20 protein-coding genes are annotated in these 20,688 nt (G+C 62.5%); 8 read left to right on the top strand and 12 right to left on the bottom strand.

Annotated features, from left to right (window positions below; genetic code table 11):
* Positions 1-7 precede the first annotated feature (7 nt).
* Positions 8-478 carry a hypothetical protein gene (locus AB0O81_RS09605; protein WP_363583635.1) on the bottom strand — a complete coding sequence of 157 codons (471 nt, stop codon included), beginning with the start codon at positions 476-478 and terminating at the stop codon, positions 8-10.
* 103 nt (positions 479-581) lie between these two features.
* On the opposite strand from AB0O81_RS09605, the gene cofG reads away from it, so the two are divergent.
* The 4 genes from cofG to cofC are packed head-to-tail and all read left to right on the top strand — an operon-like array spanning position 582 to position 6,110.
* On the top strand, positions 582-2,957 hold the full coding sequence (gene cofG / locus AB0O81_RS09600; RefSeq protein ID WP_363583633.1) for a 7,8-didemethyl-8-hydroxy-5-deazariboflavin synthase CofG: 2,376 nt from the start codon (positions 582-584) through the stop codon (positions 2,955-2,957).
* Positions 2,954-4,441, top strand: coding sequence for an NAD(P)/FAD-dependent oxidoreductase (locus AB0O81_RS09595; protein WP_363583631.1), 1,488 nt, complete (start codon positions 2,954-2,956; stop codon positions 4,439-4,441). The genes cofG and AB0O81_RS09595 overlap by 4 nt, the downstream gene beginning before the upstream one ends.
* A complete protein-coding gene (fgd, locus tag AB0O81_RS09590) occupies positions 4,438-5,457 on the top strand; it encodes a glucose-6-phosphate dehydrogenase (coenzyme-F420) (protein WP_363583629.1) in 1,020 nt (339 codons plus the stop codon). Before AB0O81_RS09595 ends, fgd begins: the two co-directional genes overlap by 4 nt.
* Entirely contained in the window at positions 5,454-6,110 is a 657-nt protein-coding gene (cofC, locus tag AB0O81_RS09585; protein WP_363583627.1) for a 2-phospho-L-lactate guanylyltransferase, read from the top strand. The genes fgd and cofC overlap by 4 nt, the downstream gene beginning before the upstream one ends.
* Here the strand turns inward: cofC and AB0O81_RS09580 are convergent.
* The 7 genes from AB0O81_RS09580 to AB0O81_RS09550 form a co-directional block, all read right to left on the bottom strand.
* On the bottom strand, positions 6,089-6,835 hold the full coding sequence (locus AB0O81_RS09580; protein WP_363583625.1) for a sulfite exporter TauE/SafE family protein: 747 nt from the start codon (positions 6,833-6,835) through the stop codon (positions 6,089-6,091). The two genes, cofC and AB0O81_RS09580, sit on opposite strands and share 22 nt — an antisense overlap.
* A gap of 1 nt (position 6,836) precedes the next feature.
* Positions 6,837-7,820 carry a 2-phospho-L-lactate transferase gene (cofD, locus tag AB0O81_RS09575; protein ID WP_363583623.1) on the bottom strand — a complete coding sequence of 328 codons (984 nt, stop codon included), beginning with the start codon at positions 7,818-7,820 and terminating at the stop codon, positions 6,837-6,839.
* Entirely contained in the window at positions 7,817-8,617 is an 801-nt protein-coding gene (locus AB0O81_RS09570; protein ID WP_363583621.1) for a uroporphyrinogen-III synthase, read from the bottom strand. Before AB0O81_RS09570 ends, cofD begins: the two co-directional genes overlap by 4 nt.
* A 183-nt stretch (positions 8,618-8,800) precedes the next feature.
* Positions 8,801-9,079: a hypothetical protein gene (locus tag AB0O81_RS09565; protein ID WP_363583619.1), complete on the bottom strand. Its 279-nt coding sequence runs from the start codon at positions 9,077-9,079 to the stop codon at positions 8,801-8,803.
* Positions 9,069-9,470: a phage holin family protein gene (locus AB0O81_RS09560; protein WP_363583617.1), complete on the bottom strand. Its 402-nt coding sequence runs from the start codon at positions 9,468-9,470 to the stop codon at positions 9,069-9,071. The genes AB0O81_RS09565 and AB0O81_RS09560 overlap by 11 nt, the downstream gene beginning before the upstream one ends.
* A gap of 1 nt (position 9,471) precedes the next feature.
* A complete protein-coding gene (locus AB0O81_RS09555) occupies positions 9,472-9,900 on the bottom strand; it encodes a hypothetical protein (protein ID WP_363583615.1) in 429 nt (142 codons plus the stop codon).
* A gap of 99 nt (positions 9,901-9,999) precedes the next feature.
* On the bottom strand, positions 10,000-11,478 hold the full coding sequence (locus tag AB0O81_RS09550; RefSeq protein WP_363583613.1) for an FAD-dependent oxidoreductase: 1,479 nt from the start codon (positions 11,476-11,478) through the stop codon (positions 10,000-10,002).
* A 37-nt stretch (positions 11,479-11,515) separates the two neighbouring features.
* On the opposite strand from AB0O81_RS09550, the gene AB0O81_RS09545 reads away from it, so the two are divergent.
* The 3 genes from AB0O81_RS09545 (at position 11,516) to AB0O81_RS09535 (ending at position 14,117) form a co-directional block, all read left to right on the top strand.
* A complete protein-coding gene (locus AB0O81_RS09545) occupies positions 11,516-12,109 on the top strand; it encodes an HhH-GPD-type base excision DNA repair protein (RefSeq protein WP_363583611.1) in 594 nt (197 codons plus the stop codon).
* A gap of 1 nt (position 12,110) precedes the next feature.
* A complete protein-coding gene (locus AB0O81_RS09540) occupies positions 12,111-12,533 on the top strand; it encodes a DUF1801 domain-containing protein (protein ID WP_363583609.1) in 423 nt (140 codons plus the stop codon).
* A 141-nt stretch (positions 12,534-12,674) separates the two neighbouring features.
* Complete coding sequence (locus AB0O81_RS09535) at positions 12,675-14,117, top strand: flotillin family protein (RefSeq protein ID WP_363583607.1); 1,443 nt, start codon at positions 12,675-12,677, stop codon at positions 14,115-14,117.
* Positions 14,118-14,213: 96 nt separating this feature from the next.
* Here AB0O81_RS09535 and AB0O81_RS09530 read toward each other — a convergent pair whose 3' ends face one another.
* Positions 14,214-15,602 carry a glycine--tRNA ligase gene (locus tag AB0O81_RS09530; RefSeq protein WP_363583605.1) on the bottom strand — a complete coding sequence of 463 codons (1,389 nt, stop codon included), beginning with the start codon at positions 15,600-15,602 and terminating at the stop codon, positions 14,214-14,216.
* 165 nt (positions 15,603-15,767) lie between these two features.
* On the opposite strand from AB0O81_RS09530, the gene AB0O81_RS09525 reads away from it, so the two are divergent.
* Positions 15,768-18,389, top strand: coding sequence for an MMPL family transporter (locus AB0O81_RS09525; RefSeq protein ID WP_363583603.1), 2,622 nt, complete (start codon positions 15,768-15,770; stop codon positions 18,387-18,389).
* A 10-nt stretch (positions 18,390-18,399) separates the two neighbouring features.
* Here AB0O81_RS09525 and AB0O81_RS09520 read toward each other — a convergent pair whose 3' ends face one another.
* The 3 genes from AB0O81_RS09520 to menC form a co-directional block, all read right to left on the bottom strand.
* A complete protein-coding gene (locus AB0O81_RS09520) occupies positions 18,400-18,870 on the bottom strand; it encodes a hypothetical protein (RefSeq protein WP_363583601.1) in 471 nt (156 codons plus the stop codon).
* Between the two features lie 108 nt (positions 18,871-18,978).
* Positions 18,979-19,455 (bottom strand): DUF4870 domain-containing protein, encoded by a 477-nt coding sequence (locus AB0O81_RS09515; protein ID WP_363583599.1) that lies wholly within the window; start codon positions 19,453-19,455, stop codon positions 18,979-18,981.
* A 50-nt stretch (positions 19,456-19,505) separates the two neighbouring features.
* Positions 19,506-20,639 carry an o-succinylbenzoate synthase gene (menC, locus tag AB0O81_RS09510; RefSeq protein ID WP_363583597.1) on the bottom strand — a complete coding sequence of 378 codons (1,134 nt, stop codon included), beginning with the start codon at positions 20,637-20,639 and terminating at the stop codon, positions 19,506-19,508.
* Positions 20,640-20,688 lie beyond the last annotated feature (49 nt).

The following is a 20,688-nucleotide window of genomic DNA, read 5'->3' as shown; positions in this document are numbered from 1 at the left end:
CCGCGGCCTAGGCCCCGGGATCAGCGACCGGAGCTTTGGGTTTGCGAGCACGGGGCTTCTTTGCGGCAACAGTGGGAATCGTTCCCGTCTCAGCCGCGATGACCGTGACCTCGGTGCGCTCGTCACCGGCGTCGACTCGAAGCGACTGCACGAGCTCTAGCCCGTGCCGAGTTGTGAGCACGACGCGCTGAAACTCTGGGTGCCCTTCGAGATCGATGACCACTCCTGGGCGGTGCCGGCGGACAACCACAAAGTCATCTGCCGTGGTCGAATGCCACGTGCCCATGGCCACGACGCCCCGCAGATGTGTTCCAGGACTCGGCACTCCGCGAAGCCACATCCAGGCATCGTCGATCAGCTGCACTTTGACGATCGTCGACCGCTCGATCGCGACGTTTCCTTTGTAGAAAGCCATGAGTCGCTCCGCGCCGCTCAGCACGACTTCGAGTCGCGCTGAGTCAAGGAACAGAGTCACCATGCATCTATCCTGCCAGCGTCGCACGAAAAAGTTGTCGCGTTTTCTCTCAGGAAGACAACGATCTGGCGAACCGGATCGCCTTGGGCGGTGCAAGACTGGTTCGGTGACCCTGCTCGAACCACCGCAGGCGCTACCCGCGTCGTTCCACAACGCGATCCAGCGCGCGCGCAACGGCGAACGCCTGAGCGCCGTCGAGGCCGAGCTTCTCCTCGCCGCCACCGGCGAGCGCCTCGACGTGTTGCTTGAGCTCGCAGGCTCACTTCGTGACCAAGGACTGCGTGACGCGGGCAGAAGCGGGATCATCACCTATTCGCGCAAGGTCTTCGTTCCTCTCACCACACTGTGCCGTGACCGCTGCCACTACTGTGTGTTCGTCGACACCCCGGGGCAACTGCTGAAAAAGAGCAAACCAGCGTTCATGTCTCCCGAACAAGTCCTCTCCGTTGTGCGGCAAGGGCAGGCTCTGGGCTGCAAAGAGGCCCTGCTCACCCTGGGCGATCGCCCAGAAGACCGCTGGCCCGAGGCGCGCGCCTGGCTCGACGAACACGGTTTCGCGTCGACGATTGACTATGTCGGTCACATCGCTCGCCTGATCACTGACGAAACCGGAATGCTCGCGCACCTGAATCCGGGTGTGATGGCCGCGGACGAGATCAAGAAGCTGCGTTCGACCGCGCCTTCCATGGGCATGATGCTCGAGACCACCTCTCGCCGCCTCTTCGAAGAGCCAGGGCAGGTGCATTATGGCTCTCCCGACAAAGACCCGGCCGTGCGCTTGGCGGTGATCGAAGACGCAGGGCGCGAACGTGTTCCGTTCACCACCGGCATTCTGGTCGGCATCGGCGAGACGCTGCACGACCGTGCGGAGTCGCTGATTGCGATTCGTGATGCACACGAAGCTCATATGGTCACCGGCGACGATGGAAAACGTCAGGGCCATGTGCAAGAAGTGATCGTGCAGAACTTCCGCGCGAAGCCCCGCACCGCCATGCAAGGAGCGCCAGACGCGGAGCTTGTTGAGTACGTTGCAGCCGTGGCGACGGCGCGCCTCGTGATGGGACCGGCCATGCGCATCCAGGTGCCGCCCAACCTCTCTGACACCGCGGAGTTCGACCTACTCGTGCGCGCCGGGGCTGACGATTGGGGCGGGGTATCTCCGCTCACAGCAGATCACGTCAATCCCGAGCGCCCCTGGCCGCACCTTGACGATCTTGCGACGCGCACGGCCGAGTTGGGGTTCGCGTTGCACGAGCGCTTGACGGCTCACCCCGAGTTCATTCGCGACAGCGAGACCTGGTTTGATTCGGCCATGCTAGAGCCGGTGGCCGCCCTCGCGGATCCTCGCACGGGTCTCGCGCAAGATGCAACGAGAAATCAGACAGTTGCCGCGAAAGCGCCTCGAACACCGAGACGAGCCCCGGGAGGCAGCTCGGTTCGCCAGCTCGCCGAAACCGCGGCGTCTGAGCCGCTGGCGCTTGACAACGCCGAGTGGGAAACGCTCCTTCGCGCCACCGGCGCAGACCTTGATTCGTTGACGGCCGCCGCCGATGATGTGCGCCGCTACACCGTGGGTGAGGCAGTAAGCCTCGTCGTCAACCGCAACCTCACTTCCAGCGGGTTGCGCGCGGTGGCCTCGAATGACCCGGCGACGTTCACTCTTGACGATGCTGCAGCGATCGCTGTCGATGCCGCGCAACTCGGCGCCACCGAGATCTGCGTGCAGGGACTACTGCCGACAGAGAACGACCCTGACGACTACCTCGCACTCGTGCGATCGCTGCGACGCGCTGCGCCCGATCTGCACCTGCACGCCTATCGTCCTCAAGACGTCTTCGACCTGGCTGACCGCGGCGGACTAGGCCTTCACGGTGCCCTCGCCGCACTCAAAGATGCCGGGGTCAACACCGTCCCGGGCACCGGGGTGAAGGTCATGAACGAGCGCGTCCGTGCACTCGTGGCACCCGGCGACCTCGAGATTGACCGGTGGGTTGAAGGAATCACCGCTGCACACCGCGCCGGATTCCATTCCACCTCGGTGCTGTTCTACGGCCACGTTGAAACGGCGGCCGAACGCGTCGAACACCTGCGCCAGCTTCGTGAGATTCAAGACGATACGCGAGGCTTCACCGAGTTCGTTCCCATCCCCCTGCCGGGGCCTGCTGGTGGGGTGTCTCTAGTCGCCGATCGCGCCTCTGTTGACGAGCATCGAGCGATGGTCGCGGTGTCTCGTCTGATGCTCTCGGGCAGCATCCCGCATATTCAGATTCCGTGGACCCGCGTGGGCCGTGACGTTTCGGCCGTCCTGTTGCGCTCGGGGGGCGACGATCTGGGCGGCACGTTGCTCGATGGAAGAGTGAAGCCAGAAGCCGGCATCGAATGTGGTCAAGAGCTCGCCGTGCAAGAGGCACGGGCAATGACCGCACGCCTCTTTCGACCTTTTCGCCAACGCACTACCGACTACCGCGAGGTGGCACGATGACGGTCACCCACGATGTGGCGATCATCGGCGCCGGCTTCGCAGGGCTGGGGATGGCGATTGCGCTTCGACGCGCCGGTATCGACGATTTCGTCGTGCTCGAGCGCGCCGCCTCAGTCGGAGGCACCTGGCGTGACAACACCTACCCTGGCGTTGCCTGCGACGTGCCCGCACACCTCTACGGCTTCGCCAGTCATCCCAATCCCGACTGGTCGGGCCTCTATGCGCAGGGCAGCGAAATCCGCGCCTACCTCGAATCGGTCGCCCGCACAGAGAAACTTGGTGAGCGTCTGCAGCTGCGCACGGCAATGCTGCAGGCCGAGTGGGATGCTGAAGCCGAGCTTTGGCGCATCACCACTCAAGCTTCCGAAATCGCTGCGAAAGCTCTCGTTCTGGCCTGCGGCCGGCTCACAGAGCCATCAATCCCTGACATCGATGGACTCGACTCGTTCACGGGCCCGATCTTCCATTCGTCACGCTGGGATCATTCGGCCGATCTCGCTGCACATCGAGTAGCCGTCGTCGGCACGGGAGCCAGCGCGATTCAACTGGTGCCAGAACTCGCGCGCACAGCGGCACACGTCACGTTGTTTCAGCGTTCACCAGCGTGGATCGTGCCACGCGGCGCGGTGCCCTACTCCGACGATCAACGCGCACGCTTCGCGTCTCGACCGGCAGAACTGGCCCGCCTGCGCGCGGAACTGTATGCAGAGGGCGAAGCGCGTTTCGCGTCTCGATCAGGGGATGCTGCGGCTGCCGCGGCCGCTCAGGCCATCGCGACCGCCCACCTCGCCTCACAGGTCGCAGACCCTGCACTGAGAGCGGCGCTTACCCCCGGCTATGACTTCGGTTGCAAACGTGTGCTGCTCTCGGACGAGTTCTATCCCGCCGTCGCCTCAGATGCGGTCACGCTCGAACCGTCAGCGCTCACATCCATCAGCGGCAACACTCTCGTCTCAGCAAGCGGTGCAGCATACGACGCTGATGCGCTGGTGCTTGCAACGGGCTTCGCCACGACCAGTCAGCCATACGCGGAGCTGGTTACGGGGGAAGACGGGGCAACTCTCGACGAGCACTGGTCCACGGGCATGACCTCGTTCGGTTCGACTGTCGTGGCAGGTTTTCCCAACATGTTCGTCCTTGACGGCCCCAACGCCGCGCTCGGTCACTCGTCGTCAGTGCTGATGATCGAGGAGCAGGCCGCCTACGCGGTGCGCGGCCTGGTGCGATCTCGTTCGGGGGTCCTTCGAGTCGATCCGGCCGCCGAGCGGTCCTATACCGAAGAGATTTCCGAGGCCGCAGCATCCACCCCCTGGATGGTCGGCGGCTGCCGCAACTGGTACGTTGACGATCGCTCAGGGCGGCTTACGTTGCTGTGGCCCGGCACCGTCGACGCGTTCCGCGCGCGACTCGCCCGCGCAGATGGCTCAGAGTTCGTCGATGTCACTACACGCGCAGATGTGCGCACCGAGAAAGGACCATCATGACTGTTCCCCTGCGCTTCGGTTACAAAGCTTCCGCCGAGCAGTTTGGCCCGAACGAGTTGGTCGACTTCACCGTTCTCGCTGAAGAGATGGGCTTTGATTCGGTATTTCTCTCTGACCACTTTCAGCCCTGGATGCACGATGGCGGCCACGCGCCCGCCGCGCTTCCCTGGCTCGGCGCCGCCGGCGCGCGCACCTCACGAGTTGTGCTGGGCACCTCAGTACTCACCCCCACTTTCCGCTATCACCCGGCCGTCATCGCGCAGGCCTTTGCGACGCTCGGTGTGATGTACCCGGGTCGCATCGTGCTCGGCGTCGGCACCGGCGAGGCCCTCAACGAAGTGACGCTCGGCCTCGAGTGGCCCGAACCGCCCGAACGCTTTCAGCGCTTGAAAGAGGCCATCACGCTCATCGAGAAACTGTGGGCTGACGAGCGGGTGACCTTTGACGGCACCTACTATTCGGTGAAAGATGCCACGGTCTACGACCGCCCTTCCCCTGAGAACAAGGTGCCGATCTACATCGGTGCAGCGGGCCCGGCCGCTACGCGCCTTGCGGGCCGTATCGCCGATGGGTTCATCACGACCAGCGGCAAAGACCCTGCCCTTTACTCCGAAACGTTGCTGCCCGCGCTCAAAGACGGGCTCTCGAAGGCCGACCGCGACGCTGATTCGATCGACACGCTGATGGAAGTCAAAGTCTCGTATCACCCGGATCACGCCACCGCGCTCGAAAAGACCAGGTTCTGGGCTCCGCTCGCCCTATCTCCAGAAGAGAAGATGGGCGTACACGACCCCGTTGAAATGCAGCGACTCGCCTCAGAATTGCCCATCGAGCGCGCGGCCTCTCGCTTCATCGTCTCGACCGATCCTGACGAGCACGTCGAGCGTATAGCTCAGTATGTCGACCTTGGCTTCCGCCACCTCGTCTTCCACGATCCTGGGCACGACCAGGAAGAATTCTTGCGGATGTACGGCGCTGAGATTCTGCCGAGATTGCGCGCCCGGTTCGCCTCGTGACCCGTGACCACTCGCGGGGCGGGTGGGCGGTCGTGATTCCCGTAAAGGCTGCGACACGTGGCAAATCGCGTCTTGACGTACCGGACGTGAACCGCGTGGCGTTGGCCCGTGCCATCGCGCTCGACACGATCTCCGCCGTAGCCGCTTGTGATGTGGTCGCGCGCATTGTCGTGGTCACTGACGACCCCACGCTGGCCATACACGCTGGCGATATTCCACAGCTGCGGTTCGTCGACGAGGGCGATGCCGGTGGACTGAATCAGGCCATCGAACGTGGTGTAAAAACTATTCCCGATGGGATGCTGCGCGCAGCGCTGCTCGCCGACCTGCCGGCCCTGCAATCGCCTGATCTTGAGCGGACGCTCAACAGTGCCGCATCCATCGCTCGAGGGGTAGTCGCGGATGTGGACGGCACCGGGTCAACGCTGGTGACGATGCAAGCGGGCTCGGACTGGAAGACAGCTTTCGGTGAGGGCTCGTTCGCGAAACACCTTGCTCTGCGGCACGTCCCGCTCGATGTGCCCGAAGACTCATCTCTTCGCCGCGATGTCGACACAGCCGAACACCTTGCACTAGCTCAGCGCTTGGGAGTTGGCCCACGCACCGCGTCGGTGCTGGCCCAGAGGGCTGTTCAGGGAGAGAACAGCAGGTAGAGGGCGCCAGCTATCGTGAAACCAATCACGAGGCGATCGAAGACCTGCTGGTTCAGTCGGCTGGCGAGCCAGCGACCGCCGAGGGCACCGACAACCACGAGTGGCACCAGCACCAGGTCAAGTAGCAACACCGACGGCGTGACCAGACCAAGACTGATGGAGAACGGCAATTTCGCGAGGTTCACCAGGGCAAAAAACCATGCGGCCGTACCCAGGAACTCTTTGACCGGGAACCGTGCCGCAAGAAAGTACATTGACATCACCGGTCCGCCAGCATTGGCGACGGTGGTCGTGAACCCACCGAGTGTGCCATACGTTGCGGCCGCAACACGGTGAGGGCTTGCGGCAGACACCGTGGTCTGCATTCGACGGCGCAGCAGCGTGATCGTGATCACTGCGAGAAGGATGATGCCGATGGTTCGTTTTACCCACAGGTCGTTCGCGAGATATAGAAACCCGACACCCAGCAGCAGCCCAGCCACGACCGCCGGCGCGAGGCGAAGCAACGCCGACCAATTTGCCGAACGCCGGTACATCAGAACCGCAAAGACGTCTGCCACGATCAGCAAGAGGAGAAGCGCACCGGTGGATGCCTTCGCGGGCAACACAGCCGCAAAGATCGCGATGGAGATGGTGCTCGCCCCTGGAACAGCGGTCTTTGAGACGCCCACCGTCACTGCGGCAATTGCCAGCAGAGTCCACGCGATGCTCGACAGCTCGGGCACGTCAGATACTCACAGCCGAAATGGCTGCTTCAGCGAGTGCCGCTGAGGTCGCAGCATCCTTCATCCAAAGCGGAGCAACGACCGATCTAATGCCTAGCTCTTCGACCGCTGAGCTCTCGGCCAAGTCCTCCTCACCGATCAACCATGCGTCGAGCACCCCGCCTTCAGATCGCGCCCCGTAGAGCGCGGCGACAGCCGCGGCAGACGTATGAACGCCAATCGCGCTGAGACAGACATCAGCCATACCGCGAACCACCCGACCGCCGATGATCGGCGACACCCCAACGACCGGCGCAGACGTTTGACGTAGCGCATCACTCATGCCGGGCACAGCCAGAATCGGCCCGATCGATACCACCGGATTCGAAGGAGCGAGCAACACGATATCGGCCTCGGCGATCGCCGCTTCGACTCCCGGCGCCGGTCTGGCTCTGTCGATATTGGGGTTATTGAACCGTGCCGGGGCGAGGCTTGCTCTATGGCGCGTCCACCACTCTTGAAAGTGCATGCGGCTGGCGTCGCTGAACTCGACGATGGTGTCGACTTCGGTGTCCGTCATGGGCAGCAATCGTGCACCCAACTGCCACCGCGATGACATGCGCTCGAGCACTTGTGTCGGAGTGAGCCCGTCGCGCAGCCAGCCAGTGCGCGCGAGGTGGGTACCGAGGTCGAGGTCACCGAGAGTGAACCATGGCCAACCCGCACCCCACTGTTGAAGCTCAGCGTTCACGCGTTCGGTATCACCCGCGCGACCCCATCCTCGTTTGGTGTCATTGACTCCAGCAAGGGCATAGGTCAACGAATCGACGTCAGGCTGCAAGCGCACGCCTGATAGCCACAAGTCGTCGCCGGTATTTGCGACAACTGTCAGTGCAGAAGTCGTGTCTGCGATGCCGCGCGTAAGAAGTGCGTCTCTGACGCCGAGCACGAATTTCGAGCCCCCCACTCCGCCCGCAAGTACGACCACTCGCGCTGGCGCGGTCACGGGGCGAATTCGTCCGCCGCGTGGGGAAGTGGAAATCTGCCGACGGCTTCGATCAGTGCGTCGACGGTCTGCGTCTGCGCAATGACGTCGACTCCCAGGCCAGCCTTGCGTGCATCCTTCGCGGTGCGCGGCCCGATCGCGGCAATTACCGTCGAGTCAGGAACGTGAGGAAACTGCTCGTAGACCTGAGTGGCTACCGAGCCGCTAGTGATCAGAATCGCGTTGATTCTGCCAGAGCGAACGTCTTCGGCGATGCGATCGGTCACCGGAACGCCGACCGTGCGATAAGCCACAACGCTTCGCACTTTGTGCCCAGCCGCCTTGAGCATTCGAGTGAGCACAGGCTTTGCGATTTCACTGCGCAGCGTGAGGATTTCGCGCGGTTCTGTCTCCAGAGCCAGGATCTGCTCAGCCATACCGGCGGCGGAATTGTCTTCGTCAGGAACCAGGGTGACGTTGTACCCGACCGCGATCAGCGCCGCCGCCGTCGTCTCGCCCACCGCTGCGATCTTGGTCGTCGCGGGAATCTTCGCACGATAGGCATAAAGCACGTCGACTGTGGTCGCGCTCGTGACAGTGAGCCACTCGAACCGACCCTCTGCAAGATCAGCCAGCGATTTCTCAAGCGCAGCCTGATCGTCGGCCGGAGCGAAGTTGATCAGCGGGGCGATAACGGGCACAGCTCCCTGCTTGCGCAGGTTTGCGGCAACACCGTCGCCCCACGGGCCGCCGCGAGGCACGAGAACGCGCCAGCCGGCCAGAGGCTTAGTGTGTATCGGTTGTGTCACTGGTTTCATGGGGTTTGACTCTCGTGGTGCAGTCGACCGCCCACGATAAGTTCGAGCAGCCGACGTGCGCAGCTGAATCGGGATTGCGCACTATCGGCAGCATTTCGCACCATTGCACTGCCTTTCCTGAGCATACCCCGTGAGTGCACGGTTCATTTCAGCAAAGCCCGACAACGTGATCGAGACGATACGTCAGCGGGTGATCGAGTTCACCACGGCCCACACCGCAACGCCCACGGTCACCGCACCAGCAACAGCCACCGCCATGACGCGCTCGGGGTTTGTCTGCTGAGCCTTCTTCACTTTCAGCGCTGCCTCGTCGAGACGGTCGGCCAGTCGCCGCGGAACATTTCCCTTGATCTCGATCGCGGCGAGGGCTGCTTTGAGCTCGGCGCGAGCCTTCTCGACCGGATCAACCAGCCCGTTGGGCACTGCGGTGCGCGGCAGGATCTGTGGCGCGTCAGAGCTCATCGCTCATCTCCTTGATGTCTTTGCTGATCGACTGAACCGGATTTTGACGTTTGACCATGTTGCGGAATCGCATGAATCCGAGCAATGCAAACAAGACGGTGGCGAGGATCATCACCACAAAAATGGTCAACGCTGACAGCCACACCGGCCACCACGAGGACAGACCTGCAATGAGGTACGTGCCGAAAACGGGGATAGACCAGAACAGGAAGAACAGGGCGATGAAAACCCAGATCGCACCCCACTTGCCATCCTGCGCGGCTCGTGACGCCCACGTTTTCGCTGCATCGACCTCGGCGATGACCAGGTTTCGAATCAGTTCGGGCAGGTCGCCGAGCAGCGACAGAAAACTGTCGTCTGCACGGTCGCGGTATCCACGAGGCGTGGGCATATTAGGCTCCGGTGCGCTTGCGAGTTGACTTCTTGGCGGCTTGGTTTACTTCATCAGCGGCGCCTGAAACCTCATCCGCTGCATCTTCGGCTGCTTCTTTGACGGCGGTAGCCGTCGTTTCGGCAGCCTTGGCGACATCTGCGGCGGAATCCTGGTTCGCCTTGATGACCGCATCGAGCTTTGAGCCAGGGGTGCCATTCGACGACGCCGCTTTGGCCACCTTGACGGCTGAATCCCACAGGGTGCTCGGCAACGCCATTGCCGAAGACTTTGCGAAGTCGGTCGCTTTTGTGACCTGGTCTTGAACAACGTCGAGTTGCCAGAGCTTAAGCCACTGAGTCTTAATCTGTTCGTAGCGCTCGTGTCCGGCACGTGTGCCGAGTACGTATCCGACGGCCAGGCCGATTACGAGTCCTGATTTGCCTCTCATGGGGCCTCCTTAAGCTCGGTGATGCGCCTACTGGTGTGTCCAGAGTAGCCCTATATGCCAATCGGAGCATCCGGGGTTGCGTGAACACCGGATGATCCACTAATTAGGACCGGTGTCGCCCCACAGCACCGCGCTTCGAATTCGATCCGCTTCACTCACGGCATCTGCAACGACCTGCGCGAGCCCGCTGCCCGATAGCCACGCCCCCACCGCAACGAGGTTGGTCGTCTGAGCGAGATCCGACCTTACGCCTGCGCTCCGCTCAGCGTGATCGCGGGTGGATCTCGGCCTATCAAGCACGAAGCGCGCTCGATGCATCCCGCGCACGTGCGCCTCACTGAGCGCGACGCCCAAGAGCGCTGATGCTGCCTCTAGCGCGCTACGGCGACGCTCATCGTCGGTCATGCCCGCGGGGTCGCCATCGGTGTCAAATGACACACTCACCACGTGGCGCCCTGCATCGGTCTCACTCTCAAGCCAGTCCCAGCGCGCGGTCTGGTGCACTACTCCCGACGCCGAAGAAGATCCGGGCACCGCATACACTTCAGAGCCCCGCGGAGCGGCGTCGAGCGCTGGGGCCGCGAGAACGAGGGTCACAACCTCGCGACTGTGCGTGGTTGACGGGTCGGTCGCGAGGGGCCGCCCCAGCGCATGGGCTGCCAGGTCGCGGCTGATCAACTCTGGAGTCGCAAGCACCACGACGGTGGCCGTATCGACACGCGAGGATGATGCAGAAGCATCATCCTCGGCGGTTTCAACATGTACCTGCCAGTGCGCGTCTTTCGCGCGTTCGACAGCTGTCACCGTCGCACCGGTGTGTATCACGACACCAAGTTCAGTAAGCCGTGCGCGCAGCGCGTGAACGAGCGGCGACATTCCCCCGTCCAGGCTGGCGATCGAAGCTCCCCGCCTGCGGTCAACGAGCAAATCCGAGACAGCACCGCCCAGTGAGCCGGTTCGGGTGAGTGCGGTGTTCAGACCCGGGGCGGCGATATCAACGTCGACGTCTTCGGGGGCAATGGCGAAGCGTCCGAATGTGAGCGGTGCCACAAGGCGATCTCGCACCTTCTCGCCCATCCGCGAGCGCACCAGGGCGCCGAGATTGCGCGAAACCCCGATGGTGAGCGGTGGGCGCAATCGATCGAGGTAGGCACGCCACGTGCCACCCCAGCCGATGACGCGTCGCACTGACTCATCCCAGGTGTTCGCGGGGATGCCCAGCACGGTGTCAGCGGGCAAGGGAGCCGCCCACCCCCGAGTGGGATCAGCGATCCACACCTGTTCCTTCGCGGGTGCGATGACCCGGTCTTCAAGCCCGAGTCCTGCGATGAGGTCACTCATGGCAGTGCTCTTGGCTTGCCATGAAGTTGCGCCAGTGTCGATACGCACGCCATCTAGCTCAGCCGAAGCGATCGTGCCGCCCAGTTCGTCGTCTTTCTCGAAGAGCGTTACCGCGATTCCCACCTTCGCGCACTCATAGGCGAACGTCAGCCCAGCGATCCCGCCGCCCACGACCACGAAATGTGCGTCGTGCGCGTGCGCAACGAGGTTGTTGAAGGCACCTTCAGAATCTGCCACCTGCTTATCCTCCCACCGCAATGAAAGACTAGAGCGCATGGGCCTTCACATCACCGGCGACGATGACGCCGACCAACTACTCACCGAGGTTCCACTCGCGCTGCTGATCGGCATGCTGCTCGACCAGCAGATTGCGATGGAAACTGCTTTCGCCGGTCCGCTCAAGATCTCGCAGCGCGTCGGATCAATGGACGCCGCCAGCATTGCCAGCTATGAGCCAGAAGCCTTTGCGGAACAGTTCAAGAAGACCCCGGCGGTGCACCGCTTTCCCGGTTCTATGGCGGGGCGTGTGCAATCGCTGTGCGCGGCAATCACCGAAGAGTGGGATGCCGATGCCAGCGCTATCTGGACGCGGCCGGAGCCTGGCTCCGATTCAGCGCCCAACGGCGCGACCGTGCTCAAACGATTGAAGGCGCTTCCGGGATTCGGGGAGCAGAAAGCGAAGATCTTTCTCGCACTGCTTGGCAAGCAATACGGCTATGAGGGCGCCGGCTGGCGCGAAGCATCCACTCCCTATGGCGACGAGGGTTCGTTTCGCAGTGTCGCCGACATCGTCTCTGCCGAGTCGCTGACGAAGGTGCGCGAGCACAAGCGGGCCATGAAGGCCGCGGCGAAACTAGCAAAGGCCTGAAGTGCACAAGACAGGCGGGAGCGTCGACGAGTTCATTTCAAAAGTCACTCCCGCGGTTCGCCGCCGTGACGCAGAGACTCTCGTCTCACTGATGCGCGAGATCAGCGGTCGTGAACCCGAACTATGGGGAACGATAATCGGCTTCGGCAGTTGCCATTACCGCTACGCGACCGGCAATCAGGGCGATATGCCCATCCTGGCGTTTGCGCCTCGCAGGGCCGCATCCACGATCTACTTCGACGCACTCGAGCGACACGCTGTCGCAATGGCTGATCTTGGGCCCCACACCTCGAGCGTGGCGTGCCTCTACGTGAAGGATCTTGAGAAGGTCGACGAGTCTGTGCTCAGGACAATGCTCGAGCGCGCGTACACCGATGTGATGAACGGCACCACCTCCTACGCGTCGCTCGAAGTGACGGGATGAGTTTGCGCCCTCACCGCGCGTGAGGCGATCCAAGCAATGTAGGCCAATCTGAGCCTTCATCGACAGATTTCGCTACGTTCGCCCTGGGGTGTGCTCTAGCGGGTAGCGTCGAGAACGAAGCTTCAACCTGGAAGGAACGTAGTGGATCTCATTGCCAGCGGGGGCCTCATTGTGCTCATCGCCAGCATCGTCGTTGCGGTGCCTATCGTCTTGGCCATCCTGCTCATCTTCGTGCGCTCGTGGTACAAGGTTGCCAAGGCAGACCAAGCCCTAGTAGTGGTGGGTCGCACGCAGAAGGGCGTCGGCGGCTCGTCATCGCGCATCGCGATCATCACGGGCGGCGGCGCTCTGGTGAATCCCCTCACGCAACGTGCCGAGATGATCTCGCTTCGTGCGCGTCAGATCAAGATCGAGCCGACGGCACAGTCTTCCACGGGTGTCACGGTCAACGTGAACGGCGTCGCGTTGGTCAAGATCGGCTCCGAACCCGAACTTGTGCGCCGCGCTGCTGAGCGCTTTCTGTCGCAGGACGCCGCTATCGAGCAGTTCACCACCGAGCAACTCGAAGGTGCGCTGCGTGGTGTGGTGGCAACGCTGACCGTTGAGCAGCTGATGATGGACCGCCAGAAGCTGTCTGACCAGATCGCCGAGGGCATCAAGCACGATCTGCTGTCTCAGGGATTGATTCTCGACTCGTTCCAAATTCAGGGCATCACCGACAAGAACGGCTACATCGATGCGCTTGGCGCCAGCGAAGTCGAACGTGTGCGGCGTGAAGCCGATGTTGCGCGCATTAACGCCGCTCGTGAGGTCAAGGCTCGCCAGCTCGCCACCGACGAAGCCAACCTCATCGAGCAGACCGCCTACGACCGCAACACGGCCGCCGCCGCCGCTCAAGTCGGACGAGCCCGCGCGGAGGCCGATCAGGCTGAGGCGCTCGAACGCGCCGAACGCGAGCAGGCGGTGCTGTTGCAGGGTGCCGAGAACAAGCAAGCACAGCTCGACGCTGATATCAAGAAGGTCGCCGACGCCAACCTCTACCAGCGGCAACGCTCTGCCGACGCTGACGCCTATGGCGAAGTCAAGGCTGCCGAAGCGCGCGCGGAGATCGCAGCGCAAGAAGCTGCGGCCACACGCCTTCGCGCGGAGGCAGAAGCAGATGCAGTGCGTGTCACCGGTGAGGCACGGGCCAAAGCGATCGAGGCCGAAGCTGAAGCGCTCTCACGCAACCAAGAAGCTCTCCTCGCACAGCGCGCTCTCGAGGCTCTCGTGCCCATGATGACCGAGTTCGCTCGAGGCTTCGACAAGGTCGGCTCGATCACGGTGCTCGGCGGAGCCGGTGCGTCGCAGCACATCGCCGGCGAGTCAGCAGCCGGGATGCGGGCAACATTCGATGCAGTCGAGGCGGCCACGGGCATCAACCTGCGCGACATCATCCAGGGGCAAGCCACAGGTCGGGGCGTTGCGCAGGGGTTCCGCGAAGACGAGAACACTAGGAGAACACCAGACGCCACGGCTGACATGGGTGCCGCCACGGCTGACATGGGTGCCGCCACGGCGACCGAGAAGTCACCGCAGGCCTAGTCGTCCATCGCGACCGAAGGCCCCGCAACTCGACCCTATAAAAACCGCCTGCCGCAGCTCAACAAGCTGCGGCAGGCGATTTTTGTCACTGCAGCGCTAGGCGCCCTTGAGTCGATCTGCGAGGTACGTCTCAAGCGCGTCAAGCGGAATGCGCTCCTGCGCCATCGTGTCGCGATCGCGCACGGTCACGGCATTGTCGTCAAGCGAATCGAAGTCGACAGTGACGCACAATGGCGTTCCGACCTCGTCTTGACGACGGTAGCGGCGACCAATCGCACCGGCATCGTCGAAATCGATGTTCCACCCGCGGTTGCGCAGGGTGTCTGCGACCTCGCGTGCCAGCGGCGACAGGCGCTCGTTGCGGCTGAGCGGCAGAACGGCAACCTTCACCGGCGCGAGGCGCGGGTCGAGGCGCAATACTGTGCGCGTGTCTGTACCGCCCTTGGCGTTCGGCACAGACTCTTCGTCGTACGCATCGACCAAGAACGCCATCATCGCTCGAGTGAGGCCGAACGATGGTTCGATGACATACGGAATGTACTTCTCGCCGGAAGCCTGGTCGAAGTACGTAAGGCTCTGGCCCGACGCTTCGGTGTGACTGCTGAGGTCGTAATCGGTGCGGTTGGCGACGCCCATAAGCTCGCCCCACTCTTTGCCGGTGAAGCCGAACCGATACTCGACGTCGATCGTGCCTGTTGAGTAATGTGCGCGGTCGTCTTCTGGAACGTCGAAGCGGCGCATGTTGTCGGGGTTCACGCCGAGATCGACGAACCAGCTCCAACAAGCCTCGACCCAGTGGTCAAACCACTCATCTGCTTCGGCAGGAGGCGTGAAGAACTCGATCTCCATCTGCTCGAACTCGCGGGTGCGGAAGATGAAGTTTCCCGGCGTGATCTCGTTTCGGAACGCCTTTCCGACCTGACCAATGCCGAAGGGCGGCTTCTTGCGCGACGCGGTGAGCACGTTTGAGAAGTTTACGAAGATGCCCTGAGCGGTCTCGGGGCGAAGGTAGTGCAGCCCCGATTCGTCATCGACGACCCCCAGGTAGCTTTTCACCAGGCCCGAAAAGGCCTTCGGCTCGGTGTACTGACCCTTGTTGCCGCAATTGGGGCATGGGATGTCAGCGAGCCCATTCTCAGCCTTGCGGCCCTTGCGCGCTTCGAAGTCTTCGATCAGGTTGTCGGCGCGAAAGCGCTTGTGGCACTGCAAGCATTCAACGAGCGGATCGGTGAACGTTGCTACGTGGCCGGAGGCCTCCCAGACGCGCTTGGGCAGGATGATCGACGAGTCAAGACCGACCATGTCGCCGCGCCCGCGCACGAACGTCTGCCACCACTGCCGGCGGATGTTCTCTTTAAGTTCGGTGCCGAGTGGGCCGTAGTCCCACGCGGAGCGCGAACCGCCGTAGATCTCACCCGCTTGAAACACGAAACCGCGGTGTCGGGCTAGGGCAATGACTTTGTCGAGGCGGGACTGTTCGGCCATGGTGGCTCCAATGGTCGGGAGGGGAAGTGCGAAATCGCAGGATGCTGATGAGCATCAGCATCCATCAATTCTAGGTGAGAGCAGCTGACTGAACTGTCCGCATGCATCTGCATATCGTAGGCTGGCCCACGGCCGCGACAGCGGTCGACGAGGGGACCACACAACATGGCAGAACTGCTCTACCGGCTCGGCAAAGCTTCGGCCCGGCGCGCATGGCTGGTAATCGTCAGCTGGGTGGCCATTCTCGCCCTCGCGGGTGTGGCCTTTGCTGTGGGCTACAGCAGCCTCGCCACGAGCTTCGATGTTCCTGACACAGCTTCGGGCGAAGTCATTGATCAGCTCAATGAACAGCTTCCTGACTTCGCTGGAGCCAGCGCGACCGTGGTGTTTCACAGCGAAAGCGGTGACGCGTTCACTGCAGAACAGCAAGCTGAGATCAGCGAGCTCGCGGCCGGTGCAGCAGATGTAGACGGCGTCGCTGAGGTCAATGACCCTTTCCTCTCAGAACAAGAGCGAGCAGACCGCGCACAAGAGATCGATGACGGCCGCGCTGAGATCGCAGATGGCCAGGCCCAGATCGACGACGGGCAGGCACAGCTCGAAGCAGGAATTTCCCAACTCGACGAGGGCCAGGCGCAGCTCGACGCAGGCCAGGCAGAACTCGCTGCGGCCAGGGAAGAGGCTGAAGCTGGCGACGCGTCGGACGCAGAGATCGCCGCAATTGATGCCGAGCAGGCACAGCTCGACGCCGAGCAGGCCGAGATTGATGCCACCCGTGCCGAGATCGCCGCGCAACAGCTAGCCCTCGACGGGCAGCAAGATGAGCTCACCGACGGCTCAGAACAGCTCGAGACGGGCGCTGCGCTTGTTGATCTCGCCTCAGACATCCGCGTTGTCTCAGATGACGGCGCAACGGCACTCGTGACGGTCGCGTTCGACGATCCTCAGCTCGAACTGTCGCCTGAAACCAAGACCAGCGTCATCGACTATTTCGAGGACTCACCCATTGACGGCGTCGAAGTGGCGTTTTCTACCACTCTCGCCGAATCGGTGCCCTCCCTCGTCGGGCCCGGCGAGATTGCCGGTGTTGTGCTTGCCGGCGTCATTCTGCTGGTCATGCTCGGCACGGTGATTGCCGCCGCAATGCCGCTCGTCACCGCCCTCGTCGGCGTTGCGATCTCAGTGCTCGCAGCTCTCTCGCTCTCAGGCGTCGTCGAGATGTCGTCGGTTACCCCCGTGCTGGGCATCATGCTGGGTCTCGCCGTCGGTATCGACTATTCGTTGTTCATCATCAACCGCCACCGCAAGCAGCTGCTCGAGGGCGCCGAGGTGAGCGAGTCGATCGGCCTCGCCAACGGCACCGCCGGGAACGCCGTGACATTTGCGGGGTCGACCGTGATCATCGCATTGCTCGCACTGAACATCACCGGCATTCCGTTCCTCGGCCTGATGGGCACGGTTGGGGCGTTCGCCGTGCTGGTCGCCGTTGTGATCGCAGTGACGCTCACCCCCGCGCTGCTCAGCTTGGCGGGTATGCGCGTGCTCAACCGTCGCGCGCGTGCACGCGTGGGTCGCATCCACCACGAAGACACAAACGCACGGCCGATGAAGACCTGGCGCGCTGTGCTGACTGCCACCGGAGCCATCGTCTTGCTGTTGGTGATCGCGATTCCTTCGCTATCAATGCGGGTGGGGCTGCCAGACGGTTCAAGCGAGCCCGAAGAATCCTCCGCGTATCGCGCACACACGCTGACGGTCGAAGCGTTCGGCGAAGGCGCAACCGGTCCGTTGCTGGTTACCGCAGAGCTGCCTACCGGCCAAGACGAAGAAGAGCAGCTGCAGGCGCAGCTCGACATCGCGACCGCGATCTCAGAGGTGGACTCGGTAGTCGCCGTCGCGCCGATCGCAGTGTCAGATGACGGCACTCTCGCCGCGTTCCAGGTGCTGCCCGCTGAGGGGCCGAACTCAGAGTCAACCGAACAGCTAGTACGAGATCTTCGTGAGATGCCTCCGGTCGACGACGAATACCCGCTGGGTGTCGCCGGTCAGGCAGCGATCGATATTGATATCTCCGAAAATCTCTCGAGCGTATTGCCGCTTTATATCTCCGTGGTGGTTGGCCTGTCACTGCTGATCATGATCGTTGTGTTCCGGTCTCTGCTCGTGCCGATTATCGCGACGGGTGGCTTCATCCTGTCGCTGTTCGCCACCTACGGCGCAACGGTTGCAGTGTTCCAGTGGGGCTGGGGCGCCGAGCTGATCGGCGTGCACAGCACCGGCCCGATTCTGAGCTTCCTACCGGTCATTCTGGTGGGTATTCTCTTTGGGCTCGCGATGGACTATCAGCTGTTCCTTTCGACGGGCATGCGTGAGGCCTACGTGCACGGATCGCCTGCCCGCCTCGCGGTGATGCGTGGCCTGCGTGCGGGGCGCGCCGTGGTCACCGCGGCCGGGCTCATCATGGTGGCGGTATTCGGCGGGTTCATTTTCGCCGACTCGACCATGATTCGCTCGATTGGGTTCGGGCTCGCGTTCGGCATTCTGATTGACGCTTTTGTGGTGCGGATGCTGCTGATGCCAGCGCTCATGCATCTGCTCGGCCGATCGGCATGGTGGCTGCCGAAGTGGCTCGATCACATCATTCCGAACGTCGACGTCGAGGGTGCGGCACTCGAGCGCGCTCACCACGCACCCTGGGTGGAAGAAGACGAAAGCGCGCCTACTGACACTGACGAGAAGACCGCTCCTCTCACTCGCCGTCAGCTTCGAGAACGCGGCGGTTTATAGCGGTTTGCGGTCAGCCCTCGACGGGCGACACCGTGTATGAGAGGCCAGATTCACCTTCTGCGTCGAAAGAACCCAGCGTGACTAGCCACTTGTCGTTCTGCAACGCCCAGATCTTCATTTCGCCCATGTCACTCTCTGACACGACTTCGTAACCGTCGGCGATCAGCGAGTCAGCGAAGGCCGACACCTGGTCGAGGCTATCGATCGAGTAGGTCAGTTGATACGAGCCAGCAGCCGAGAACGATGCCATCAGGTCTCCGGGTGGGAGCGGCACGTCTGAGGGGAAGCTATCGGGAACGCTCGCGCCTCCACCAGCATCGACGTCGAAGTCGACGTCGCCGCCCGCTGCTTCTTCAACGACCTGTTCGATTCCCTCTTGAATCCCGCCCTGCACCAGTTGCTCAAGCGGGTTTGCGCAACCGGTGATCACCAGCGCCGATGCCCCCAGCACAGATGCGGCTACGAATAGACGAACTCTCATCGCTTGTCCCCCATGTCGGTCACTCCCCAAAGTGTTTCCATGAGCAGTCTCACGCAGGAGGCCACGGCCCGCAAGGGGGGCTCCACAATCCGCGGAGTCGGGTGAGTCTCAGCTCACAAAACGAATGGTCAGCGGGTAGGTGTACCACTCACCTCTGTTTGCTTTGACTGCGGCAACGATGCAGAACACCAGATTGAGAACGGGCAGGGCGATCAGTATGACGAAGCCGACAAGCGCAATGATCAGCAGCACGCCAATGATGTAGCCGATAACCATTGTGAGCTGAAAGTTGAGCGCAGCTGCAGTGTGCTCCCGTACGAAAGGTCCTCGATCTTTCATCATCAAGAAAGCGATGAGCGGAACGATCCAGCCGAAGAAGAGGGCGCCGAGGTGGGTGAGAGTAGCCCACATCTTCTCGTCATCGGGGCTCATCGACGGGTGCGCTGCCGCATACGCAGGTTGCTGCACATCAGGCGACTGCATGTCAGACGACTGTACGGGGGGCGAGTAGGCCGGCTGAGTGTAGCCCGCGCGTGGTGATCCGGGTGGGGGCTGCGGCGGCACGTACGGCGATGGTGTCGACATTCGCCCAGCCTACTTCCCACTACTGCGATGCCGGGCGCCGCATTCGATTGCTAAGCCGTGACGACCTCACGCGCCACGGTGAAGTCTTCGAGTGCGGAGTGATCGATCTCGATGCCAAGGCCATGACCGGTCGGCACGCGAACGTGTCCGCCTTCGAGCACAGCAGGTTCGGTCACGATGTCACGCGTGTAGAAGCGATCCGACGCAGAAATGTCCCCCGGCAGTTCGAAACCGGGCAGGGCGGCGAGCGCTGCGTTCGCGGCGCGGCCGATTCCGGTTTCCAGCATTCCTCCACACCAGACCGGTATCCCCGCACTTCGGCAGAGGTCGTGAATCTTCATGGCCTCAAGGTAGCCACCGACTCGGCCGGCTTTGATGTTGATGATGGATGCTGCGCCAAGCGCCAGCGCATCCATCGCTGCCTTGTGCGACACGATCGATTCGTCGAGGCACACCGGTGTCTTCAACTGGCGCGCGAGGGTGGCGTGATCGACGATGTCGTCTTCTTGCAGTGGCTGCTCCACGAGCAGCAAGTCGAACTGATCGAGTTGGGCGAGGGTCTCTACATCGGCGAGCGTGTACGCCGAGTTCGCGTCGACCTGAAACGGAATCGTTCCGAATGCCTCGCGCACGGCAGCCGTGTCGGCGATGTCACGACCCGGCTTGATCTTGATCTTGATGCGCACGTAGCCCTCGTCGAGGTAACCAGCAACGGCGTCAACGAGCGCCTGCGGGTCACGCTGGATTCCCACCGACACTCCAGAGGGAACCATGTCGCGCTCTGCCCCAACGTACTGGCCGAACGAACGGCCCTCAGCGCGAAGCGCAGCATCCAGTATTGAAAGCTCAAGCCCGGCTTTGACCATCCGATGCCCTTTGAAGGGTTCGAGAATGGCGGGGATCTCTTCTGGAGCGAAAGTGCGCTTGGCGAGCAACGCCGGGATGAGCCAGCGGCGGGCAACGTCCCAGCCGCCGTGTGTGTATTCGCTCGAGTACAGCGGCGCCTCGCTGGTGACGATCTCACCCCAGCCCTCACCATCAGTCGTGACCGCGCGAACGACGATCACCTCACGCACGTGTTCGGTGCCGAAAGACGTCGTGAACGGTGACACGAGCGGCAGGTGAAGCACCCGCAACTCAACGGACTCGAGGGTGACTGGCACAGACGGGTGAGCAATCGGCATATCGCCAGGCTACGCCCCGCCGCGTGCAGGAGCCCCTCGGTCAATGCGC

This window comes from Microbacterium sp. NPDC076911, assembly GCF_040687125.1.
Classification (GTDB): domain Bacteria; phylum Actinomycetota; class Actinomycetes; order Actinomycetales; family Microbacteriaceae; genus Microbacterium.
Note: the sequence above shows the minus strand (reverse complement) of the source record. Positions and strands in the feature narration are given on the sequence as shown.